The organism is Acidobacteriota bacterium (assembly GCA_040752915.1).
Lineage (GTDB): Bacteria > Acidobacteriota > UBA4820 > UBA4820 > DSQY01 > JBFLVU01.
The window spans coordinates 1-9,728 of record JBFMHB010000052.1 but is presented as its reverse complement, the minus strand read 5'-3'; the positions used below and the strand labels follow the sequence as shown (position 1 = coordinate 9,728).

The window sequence follows — 9,728 nt, the reverse complement described above, 5'->3', positions numbered from 1 at the left end:
GAGGAATCCGGCGACCCCGGCCACGGCCAGGACCAGCAGGAGCAGGACCGCGCATCCGCACGCGAACCACTTCCAGATCCCGCTCTTCTTCTTTACGGGCGCCGCCGTAGGCGGTGTTTGGGGCGCGACATTCGGTTCCGTCATGGCTCCCTCCCTTGGATGGCTGGAGCATAGCAGGGCCAGGCGGACTACGGAAGCGCTTTTTTCGGTCCAGAGAGGCCGCGCGTCCCCTCCTTGGGTCGTCCCTCGAAGCATGGGGCGCTTCGGCGATGAGGATTCACCGTGAAGCCGTTCTTGGGCTGGGCGGCCCGCCGGATCGAGGCGCCGCCCCCGCGCGGTCCGTTCCTGGGAATGGGCGGGCCGGAGCCGCCCCTCACCGCCTGGACGTCTCGGAGATCCAGTCGGTGATCTTCCTCACGAGGGGAGGCGAGATGACGTGGCCGCCCTCGTAGGTGAAGAGGCTCACCGGGACGCCGCCCTTGCGGAGGAACTCCACCGAAGTCTCGCACTCCGCCATGGGGATTCCCTGGTCCTGTGGGGAGTGACATACGAGGAACTCGGAGGCGCGCGCCGCAGAAATCTCCTGGGGAGAGAAATCCCCGGGCGTCAGCCACCCACCGATGGGGATGACCCCCCGGAAGGCCCCCCCGCCTCGGATTCCCGCCGAATACGCCAGGAAGGCGCCCTGGGAGAACCCCATGAGGTACACGCGGTCCATGTCCACCTTGTGGGTCGTCTTCACGGCCTCAAGGACCGCCGTCACGTACTCCTCGGCGAGCTTTCTGGAGGCGGGCCGGGGAACGCGGCGGTCCGTTCCGGCCTCGGCCTCGAACCAGAGGTAGCCGATGGGCCGTTCGGCCGCCACGGCGACGGGGTATTGCCCCTGGGGGGTGCAGAACAGGACGCCGGCCTTTCGGAAGGCGGGTCCGAAGAACGGCGCGAACTCCTCGGGCGAACTGCCGGCGCCGTGGAGGCCGATCACCAGCGGGTAGGCCCTGGCCGGGTCGTAGCCCTCGGGCTCCAGGACGGTCATCCGCTCCATGGCCCGGGCGGGGAATTCGATCCGGCGCCCCTCCTTGGGCTCTCGTTGCGCGGCCCGCTCCCGCGCGGACTTCAAGGAGGCCTGGAAGGAGGGGGCCCCTCGGACCCCGTCGAAGTCGGGGTCCCTGTCGGGAAGGGCAAGGTCCTCCAGGCCGGCGGCGAAGGCCGCCTCGAGGAAGAGCCCCGCCTTGTCGGCGGCGCCCAGCAGGGCGTAGCAGCAGGAGAGGTTATAGAGGGCCAGCGGGGCGTTGGGGCGCCGCCGGAGCAGTTCGGCGTAGGCGCGGGCGGACTCCACGTAGTCCCGCGCGCGGTAGGCCTCCTCCGCCTGGCGCTGGATTTCCCCCGCGGGCCGGGCGCCCAGGCTCTCGGGGGTGAGTCTCCTCAAATCGTCGGGAAGTTTCTGCGCGGCCCAGAGGCCCGCCCCGGCCAAGCACACCCACGCCGTCCCGAAAATCCGACGAACGTTCATGCCGCCCTCCACCATCCCGTTTCGGGGGACGCGGTGACTCCGGCCCCGCCGTCCGGCCTTGTCAGGGAGTACGGTGGCGGAGGCTGCGAAGTTGCGGTCCGGCCTCAGGGTTCCGGTCCGGTCCGGTCGAGACCCCGGGCGGCACGGCGCCGGAGCCCCTCGTTTCCGAGGGCGACCGCGAGGGAGTCGGCCTCCTCGAAGTACGGCCGGGGAGGACCGACTCCGGCTCCGGCCAGGGCCGATTCGCCCAGGCCGCAGAGCGCCGCCGCGAGGCGCTCCCGATCCACGGCCCTCAGCGCCGACTGGCGGCAGTCTTCGAAGCGGGTCGCCGCGGCCTCCGGGTTCCCCGCGGCCAGGGCCGTCTCGCCGAGGGCCAGAAGGCAATCCCGGGCGAGGGATTCCTCCCCCACTTCCCCGGCCAGATCGAGCCCCAGTTGCAGGTGGGTCCCCGCCTCCTCGACCCCGCCCTCGGACAGGGCGACACGGCCCAGCACAAGGAGCGCGCGCGCCTGCAGGCTCCTCTTCCGAGGTCCGGCGGCCTCCAGACACGCTTCCAGACGTTCCCGGGCGCTCCCCCCTCCGGCTTCGAGGTCCGCCCGGGCCGCCAGGAGGAGGGCCTCGGCTTCCACGTCCTTCTCTCCCGTTTCCCTGGCCCAGGAGAGGACCGCATCGAGCGGGGGCCAGACCCCCGCGGGGTCCCCCGCCGAGAGGATCGCCTCGGCCAGCCTCAGGCGCGCCGCGGCCGTAAGGGAGTTCTCGGCGGAGAGGCGGACGGCGCGCTGGAGGACCGAGCGCGCTTCGGCCACCGATCCCACCGCCAGGAGCCGCTCCCCCGCCCGAAGGTAGTGGGCGGCCGCCTCCGAACCGCGCTCCCCTTGCTCCAGGTGTTCCGCGAGGCGCCATTCGAATTCCGGATCGCCAAGGCGCGGTCTTTCGGCCAGCCAGTCCGCCGCCTCCGAGTGGTAGGCCCGGAGCTGGCGGCGGGGCACCGTGTCCAGCACCGCCTCGCGGCAGAGCGGGCTCGCGAAGGAGAACTCCTCCGAACCGGGGAGGCTGGACGCCGGATGGGGGTGAATCAGGCCCCGGACTTCGAGCGACCGGAGGGCTCGGCCCAAGTCGGGCGAGAGACCGTCGGCCCGGGCGAGGCGATCCAGGGCACCGTTCCAGAAGACCCGGCCCACCGCCGCGGCCCTCTGGAGGGCCACGCGCTCGCCGGGAGAGAGGGGATCGAGCCGCGCCTTGAGAAGGCCCAGGAGGCTCGTGGGGAGGGTCCCGCCGGCCAGGCGGGAGGGATCCACCTTCCATTCCGACTCTTCACGCACGATGGTTCCCTCCTCCAGGAGGGTCCGCACCAGCTCCTCCAAGAAGAGAGGATTCCCCTCCGCGCGCCGGACGAGGCCCTCGGCAAGAGGGGTCGGAAGCTCCCGGACGCGCTGGAGCAGGTCCTTGACTAGGGCCCTCGCCTCCGCCTCGCCGAGGGGCCCCAACACCCACTGGGAGAAGCCGGGGAGCCCCTCGGACCAGGCCGGAAAGCGGGCGTAGAGGGAGGGCCGCGCCAGACAGACGGCCAGCACAGGGGTGGGCTCCTCCCGCGTCAGAAGGAGGCGGAGAACCTCCAGGGACAGCGCGTCGCAGCCGTGGAAGTCCTCCAGGGCCAGAAGGACGGGGTGGATCCGGCAGGCCCTTGAGAAAAACCGCGTGAGCCCCTCGACGGCGCGCCGGCCCCACTCGGAGGGCGCCACGTCCGAATCCGGGGCTCCCTCAAGCCCAGCCAGGCTCTCCACCGTTTCTTCGTCGGGCACCCCGCCCGTCTCGGGGAAGAAGGGGCCCAGGCCCTTCCGCACCCGTTCCCGCCAGGAATCCGTCGGGGCTTCCACAGAGGAGCCGAAGCGGTTCGACAGCAGGTCCGTGAAGAGGGCCAGCGGCTTCCGGGCCCCCTCGGGCTGGGCGCGCCCAAGGAAGAACCAGGCGGGCTCGGAGCGGAGGTCCACGTGGTGGAGAAGGTCGGCGAGCAGCCTCGACTTGCCGATCCCCGCCTCGCCGAGGAGAGCCACGACCCGAGGGCCCTTCCCGGCGACCACCGCCTCGAAGGCCTCCCGAAGGGCGGCCCCCTCCCGTTCCCGACCTACCGTACGGGTCGCCAGGCCCTCGAAGGTGGGCGAGGGAAGGCGCAGATGGGTGGGCTTCTCGCCCAATACCCTGTAGGTGGCCAACGGAGCGGGCCTGCCCCGGATTTGGAGAGCGGGGCCTTCCGCGAGGTCGAAGGTCCCTCGCACCAGCCGCAGGGCATCGGGGGAGAGGAGGACGCTCCCGGGAGGGGCGGCGCCCGCCAGGCGCGAGGAGAGTGACAGGACGGGGCCCGAGGCCGTTGTGCGGCTGGATTCCTCCCGAACGGACAAGAGGGCGGGACCCGCGGCGATTCCCACCTGGAGCGGGGGCGGATCTTCCCCCGAGGCGGCCCTCGCCTTTCCCGCGAGGGCCAGCGCCGCCCGGACGGCGTTTGCGGGAGCCCCCTCGGGAAGGACCCCGTCGAGGCCCCAGACCGCCAGGAGCGTGTTCCCCGCCGGACCCTCCACGGACGCGCCGAAGGCGGCCGCCGTGGCGCCGAGAAGGATTCGGATCCGCGCCGCCTCCTGCCGCGCCTCCTCCCCCCCTTCGGCCTCCATGGGCTCGAGCCATTCGGAGAACGTGGCCGTGAGCGCCACCACGAGCCCTACCTGTTCGGAGGAGCCGGGTCGGGGGCGCGCCCTTTCCGCGCCCTCCTGCGCCGCTCCCGGGGTTGGCGTGGTTCGCCGGCCATCCGACGCGCCGCCGCCGCGCGAGCGGCCGTATTGCTTGGCGGCCCGGGAAAGCACGACGGGGGCCCTGTTGGAGAGGTGCCCGAGAACCGCCTCCGCGGCACGCGAGAGATCCACTGCGCTCAGGAATCGGTCCCGCGGGCTCTTGGCGAGAGCCCGGCCCAATACCCCATCCACGGCTTCCGGCAATTGGGGGGCCGCCTGGTGGGCCGAAGGCACGGGCGCGTTCATGTGGGCCACCGCCACCGCGATGGCCGAATCCCCAGGAAAGGGCGGGCTGCCCGTGAGCATCTCGTAGAGGACGGCGCCCAGCGCGTAGACGTCCGCCCGAAAGTCCATCCCGCCGGCGCCCATGGCCTGCTCGGGGGCCATGTAGGTGGGCGTCCCGAGGATGGCCCCCGGGAGGGTGAGGCCCCCTCCTCGATCGCCCGCGGCCCCCCGCCGGGCCAGCCCGAAATCCGTGAGATAGGCGTTCCCGTCCAGGTCGAGGAGGATGTTGGAGGGCTTGATGTCCCGGTGGAGGACCCCCTTCCGATGGGCGAAGTCCAGGGCCGAGGCCACCTGGTCCAGAAGGAAGGCGGCCTCCTGCGGGGGAAGGGGGCCCAGGCGGAGGGCGTCCCGCAGGGATCCGCCCTCCAGCAGGCGGGTGACCAGGTAGGGGGGCTCGTGGTCCGGATCGAAATCGAAGATGGGAAGGAGGTGGGGGTGCTCCAGGCGCGCCATGAGCCGCGCTTCCCGCCCGAAGCGGACTCGGGCCTCCTCCTCCTGCGTGAAGGCACCGTGCAGGACCTTCACGGCCACCCACCGGTCCATGGCGCGATGGTAGGCGCGGTAGACCGTGGCCATTCCGCCGCGGCCCACCTCCTCCACGATCTCGTAGGTTCCCAGGCGGGTTCCGATCATGATCCAGCCCAACGCGGTACGTGTGTCAAGGATATCATAGGACCGGAGGACCCCGGCCGTCCCTCGGCGGACAGGGACCGGCAAGGCCGTTTCCGGGGGCCTGGAGGAAGCCCATGACGAAGAGAACCGCATCGGGGGAGACGAACGGGGGGCGGTCCGGACGGCCCTTTCCCTGGTTCGGCCTGGCCATCTGGATCGCGCTCCCCTTTTCCGCCTCCTTGACGGGGATCCTCTTCCCGCCGGGTCCCTGGTACGACTCCCTGAACACTCCCCCCTGGACGCCCCCCGATTGGCTCTTCGGACCGGCCTGGACGTACCTCTACGCCTCCATGGGCCTGGCGGCCTTTCTCGTCTGGAGGTCCGGCGGGGGATCCCGCGCCCGCGCCGCCCTCGGGCTCTTCTTTCTCCAGCTCGCCCTCAATGCGGGTTGGACCCCCCTCTTTTTCGGCCTCCACGCGATGGGCTGGGCGCTGGTGGAAATCCTGGTCCTGCTCGCGGCGGCGGCCGCCACCGCCCTTGCCTTCTTCCGGGTCCGACGAGCGGCGGGGATGCTCCTCCTGCCCTACCTCGCCTGGCTGACGTACGCCGCGGCCCTCAACGCCGCCCTCTGGCGGCTGAATCCCCGAGGCGTTCCGTGAACGCCCGCCGCCCCTTCCTTTGCATCGGCCACCGCGGAGCCGCCGGCCACGCTCCCGAAAACACGCTCCTCTCCATCCGGCGCGCCCTCGAACTCGGCGCGGACTGGGTGGAGGTGGACGTCCATCCCCTGGGCGGCGAACTCGTGGTGATCCACGACGACACGCTGGACCGGACGACGAACGGGTCGGGAGCCCTCTCGGACTGGACCCTCGACGAGGTCCGGCGCCTCGACGCGGGATCGGGCGAGCGGGTGCCCCTCCTCCCGGAGGTCCTGGACCTCCTGAGGGGCCGTGCGGGGCTCGTGGTGGAGCTCAAGGGGCGGGGGGCGGGGGCCCTGGCGGCGCCGCTCCTGAGAGGGGCCCTGCGGTCTGGCTGGGAACGGGCGGATCTCACCGCCTCTTCGTTCCATGCCGACGAACTGCGGTCTCTCCGTTCGCGCGCCCCGGAGGTCCCCCTGGCGGTCCTCGCCCGGTCGGCGGACGGGCCCGCGATGGAGCTGGCTCGCGAGGTGAACGCCCAGGCGCTCCACCTCCCCCTCCGTGGGACGCTCGGCGAAGACTTGGAGCGGGCCCGATCCATGGGCCTTCCGGTCCTGGTCTTCACCGTGAACCTCCCGGAGGATATCCGGACCGTGTACCATATGGGCGCGGCGGGCGTCTTCACGGATTATCCCGAGCGCGTGGCGGAGGCCCTGGGGGGCCGCCTAGACCTGTGACGAGTTCGCGGGAGGAGAAGATGGCGAGGATTCTCGTGGAGATGGAGGGACCCCTGGGGATCGTCCGCATGGACGACGGCAAGGCCAACGCCATGGACGAGGCCTTTTTCCTCGAATTGGGCGCGGCGCTGGACAAGGCCCAGGCATCGGGAGCGAAGGCGGTGGTCCTGGCGGGCCGGGAAGGCTTCTTTTCCGGAGGCCTCAACGTGAAGCTCCTTCCCACGCTGGCCCCGGCTCAGCTCAAGTCGCTTCACGAGACCTTCGCGCGGACCCTGTGCCGCGTCTTCACTTTCCCAATCCCCGTGGTGGCCGCGGTGACGGGCCACGCCGTGGCGGGGGGGATGATCCTCGCCCTGGCCTGCGACCGGCGCTACGCCCTCGAGGGCGACTTCCGGTGGCAGATGAACGAGGTCCTCGTGGGGATACCGCTCCCCTCCTGGGTCCTCGCCATCACCCAGGCGTCGATCCCGCCCAAGTGGCATGCCCAGGCCCTCCTTCACGGCCGGGCCTTTTCGTCCCGCGAGGCGGCCTCGGCGGGGTTCCTCGACGGCCTGCTGGCTGGCGTCGAGGACCTCGTGGAGGCGGCCAAGGTGGCCGCGGCCGAGCTCACGGCCCTCAATCCAACGGCCTACGCCCTTTCCAAGGCTCGAATGCGAGAGCCCCTCGTGCGCCGGGCCCTGGAACTTCTCCCCCAGGAGAGGCTTCCCGGGGAAGCGTGAAGGGGCGGCTGCAGGATCAGAAGTGTGTGAGGGACGCGACGTCGGGCCGGGGGAGGGGCGATCCGTTTCGACCTCTTCCGCTAGACGCCGCACGCTTTTCCCGCGTCTTGCCGGGTAGAACAGGGGCCGCGGGGCGTCCGCGCGGGAGCGGTGCGGCTCTGGAAGGGAGGCGAAGTCATGAGGCGTCCGGCTTGGTTTCTGTTGGCGGGGGCGGCGTTCGCGGCGGGGCTCCTGTGGCCAGCGGGGGATCCCAGGCCCGCGGCCGACAACGAGGTCTGGGTCACCAACTTCCCGAACCTCCAGCAGGTGGGAGGGACGGTTTCCGTGGACAACCTGCCCCGGACCGGAGTCCAGGTGAAGAGGGAGGACGTGGTCGTGCCGCCCCTTCAGCGAAACGACCTGGACGATTCGGTGCAAGCCCCCGCCGTGGAGACGGCGGGCTTCCGGCGCGCCGTGCTGTGCCTCCAGGGAGAGATGAAGGGAGCGGGCTTCCGGCCCGGACTGGTGGGGGCCGTCCTCATCCCGGACGAGGAACCCGTCCTCCGGGCCCTGCGAGAGGCGCGCCGCATCGAGTTCCCCCTCGAGGTGGCGGCACAGATGCAATCCGGTGACGGGGCCTATTTCAACTCCGATCCGATGGAGGTTCCCCTGGCCTTCCCCCGCTACCGCGTGTACTTTTACAACACCACGGGCCGGGGCGCTTCGGTCAACCTCTACCTGTACCTCACCCACTGAGCGCCGGAAGGCCCGCGCAACATCGAGGGCGCCGGGTGCGTAAGAACCCAGGGAGCGTTTGGATGAGCCACGCGCGGAAGATCTCCGCCCGTCTTCCCCAGGACTTGAAGGACCTCGGCCGGACCGTCGCCTCCGACATGGGGGGCGGACGTTTCACCCAAACCCTGAAGCGGGACATGAGGGACCTCTACGAGTTCTACCTGGACGAGGACCGGAAGCGGCGGCTCGAGTCCATGAGCGCCTTCCGCCGGTGGCTGACCCTCGTGTGGTACCTCCTGAGGAGCCTCTTCCTCAAGCTCACCCCGGTGCGCAGGCTCCTGGTCCTTCTCAGCCTGTGGACCTTCGTGATGGGCGACCTCCGGTTCGCCTCGGGGGACGTGAACGTCAGCGTGAGCCTGGCCCCCGCCAGCGTTGTGATCCTCCTCGTGGTCCTCATGCTGGAACTTCGAGACAAGCTCCTGGCCCGGGACGAACTCGAGGTGGGGCGCGCCGTTCAATTGGCCCTTCTCCCCAAGGAGAACCCGAGGGTCGAGGGGTGGGAAGCCTGGCTCTACACCCGGCCCGCCAACGACGTGGGCGGGGACCTCGTGGACCACATGGCCCTCGACGAGGGGACCGTGGGCATCGTGCTCGGGGACGTGTCGGGAAAGGGGCTCGGAGCCGCCCTGCTCATGGCCAAGCTCCAGTCCACCCTCCGGGCCATCGCCCCCGAGACGCCGGACCTGGCCCGCCTGGGGCACCGGACCAACGTCATCCTCGAGCGGGACGGTCTGCCCGGCCGGTTCGCCACCCTCGTGTTCATGGTCGTGGCCCCCAGAGAGGGGCGGGTGCGCCTCCTCAACGCCGGCCACATGCCGCCCGTCCTGGTGCGCGAGGGGACGGCGGAAACGCTCCCGTCGGTCGCCCTCCCCGTGGGCGCCTTCGCCGACGCGGCCTACCGGGAGCAAGCGCTGGACCTCCAGCCGGGAGACTTGCTGATCGTCTACTCGGACGGTCTGACGGACGCCCGCAACACCGCGGGAGAGTTCTTCTCCGAAGAGCGCCTCAGGGCCCTGTTTCCCCAATTGAGCGGGCTCGGCGCCGAGCAGGCGGGGCGCCGGCTCCTCTTGGAAGCGGACCGCTTCTCGGGCGAGGAGAAGCCCTTCGACGACCTCTCCCTGGTGGTTCTCCGGTACGCGGGCGGCCGGAGCGCCGAGGCGCCCGCGTGAGGCTCCGCGCCGCGCTGTTTCTTGCCTTTCTAGCCCTCTCGGGCTGCGCCGCGCGCACTCCTCCCGGACAGGCCCCTCCTGTCCAGGTCCTCCTGCATACCGAAGAGGGGACCATTCTTCTCGAGGTGGACCTTGTCCGCGCCCCGATCACGGCCGCCAATTTCCTGCGGTACGTGGAGGCGGGCCGGTACGACGGCGGCCTCTTCCATCGCACCGTCCGGGCCGACAATCAGCCCCAGAACTCCGTGAAAATCGGCGTGGTCCAGGCCGGAGTCAAGCCCGGGCTGGAGGCAGAGGACTTTCCGCCCATCCCCCTGGAGAGGACCTCCGTCACGGGCCTTCGCCACGTGGACGGCGCCCTCTCCATGGCCCGGTCCGAACCCGACACCGCCACCTCCGACTTTTTCCTGTGCGTGGGGGACCAGCCCGAACTGGACTTCGGGGGCCGGAGAAACCCCGACGGCCAGGGCTTCGCCGCCTTCGGCCGGGTGATCTCCGGAA

8 protein-coding genes are annotated in these 9,728 nt (G+C 71.0%); 6 read left to right on the top strand and 2 right to left on the bottom strand.

Translation table 11 applies throughout. The features are described 5' to 3' along the window. Positions 1-373: 373 nt before the first annotated feature. Together AB1824_10010 and AB1824_10005 are read right to left on the bottom strand one after the other, a co-directional pair. Positions 374-1,510, bottom strand: a complete 1,137-nt coding sequence (locus AB1824_10010) for a hypothetical protein (protein ID MEW5765299.1) — start codon at positions 1,508-1,510, stop codon at positions 374-376. 104 nt (positions 1,511-1,614) lie between these two features. Next, positions 1,615-5,211: a protein kinase gene (locus AB1824_10005; GenBank protein MEW5765298.1), complete on the bottom strand. Its 3,597-nt coding sequence runs from the start codon at positions 5,209-5,211 to the stop codon at positions 1,615-1,617. A 113-nt stretch (positions 5,212-5,324) separates the two neighbouring features. Between AB1824_10005 and AB1824_10000 the strand changes: the two genes are divergently transcribed. The 6 genes from AB1824_10000 to AB1824_09975 form a co-directional block, all read left to right on the top strand. Further along, positions 5,325-5,849 (top strand): TspO/MBR family protein, encoded by a 525-nt coding sequence (locus AB1824_10000; protein MEW5765297.1) that lies wholly within the window; start codon positions 5,325-5,327, stop codon positions 5,847-5,849. Next, entirely contained in the window at positions 5,846-6,565 is a 720-nt protein-coding gene (locus AB1824_09995) for a glycerophosphodiester phosphodiesterase family protein (GenBank protein MEW5765296.1), read from the top strand. Before AB1824_10000 ends, AB1824_09995 begins: the two co-directional genes overlap by 4 nt. Positions 6,566-6,585: 20 nt before the next feature. Continuing rightward, positions 6,586-7,284: an enoyl-CoA hydratase-related protein gene (locus AB1824_09990; protein MEW5765295.1), complete on the top strand. Its 699-nt coding sequence runs from the start codon at positions 6,586-6,588 to the stop codon at positions 7,282-7,284. A gap of 177 nt (positions 7,285-7,461) precedes the next feature. Continuing rightward, positions 7,462-8,019, top strand: a complete 558-nt coding sequence (locus tag AB1824_09985) for a hypothetical protein (GenBank protein MEW5765294.1) — start codon at positions 7,462-7,464, stop codon at positions 8,017-8,019. Positions 8,020-8,081: 62 nt separating this feature from the next. Continuing rightward, positions 8,082-9,227, top strand: coding sequence for a PP2C family protein-serine/threonine phosphatase (locus tag AB1824_09980; GenBank protein ID MEW5765293.1), 1,146 nt, complete (start codon positions 8,082-8,084; stop codon positions 9,225-9,227). Next, positions 9,224-9,728, top strand: a 505-nt coding sequence (locus AB1824_09975; GenBank protein MEW5765292.1) for a peptidylprolyl isomerase, incomplete at its 3' end; no start/stop codon positions are given. The genes AB1824_09980 and AB1824_09975, both read left to right, overlap by 4 nt.

Coding starts and splice junctions, on each gene's coding strand:
- AB1824_10010 (MEW5765299.1), bottom strand. CDS start 1,510: ATGAACGTTCGTCGGATTTTCGGGACGGCGTGGGTGTGCTTGGCCGGG.
- AB1824_10005 (MEW5765298.1), bottom strand. CDS start 5,211: ATGATCGGAACCCGCCTGGGAACCTACGAGATCGTGGAGGAGGTGGGC.
- AB1824_10000 (MEW5765297.1), top strand. CDS start 5,325: ATGACGAAGAGAACCGCATCGGGGGAGACGAACGGGGGGCGGTCCGGA.
- AB1824_09985 (MEW5765294.1), top strand. CDS start 7,462: ATGAGGCGTCCGGCTTGGTTTCTGTTGGCGGGGGCGGCGTTCGCGGCG.
- AB1824_09980 (MEW5765293.1), top strand. CDS start 8,082: ATGAGCCACGCGCGGAAGATCTCCGCCCGTCTTCCCCAGGACTTGAAG.
- AB1824_09990 (MEW5765295.1), top strand. CDS start 6,586: ATGGCGAGGATTCTCGTGGAGATGGAGGGACCCCTGGGGATCGTCCGC.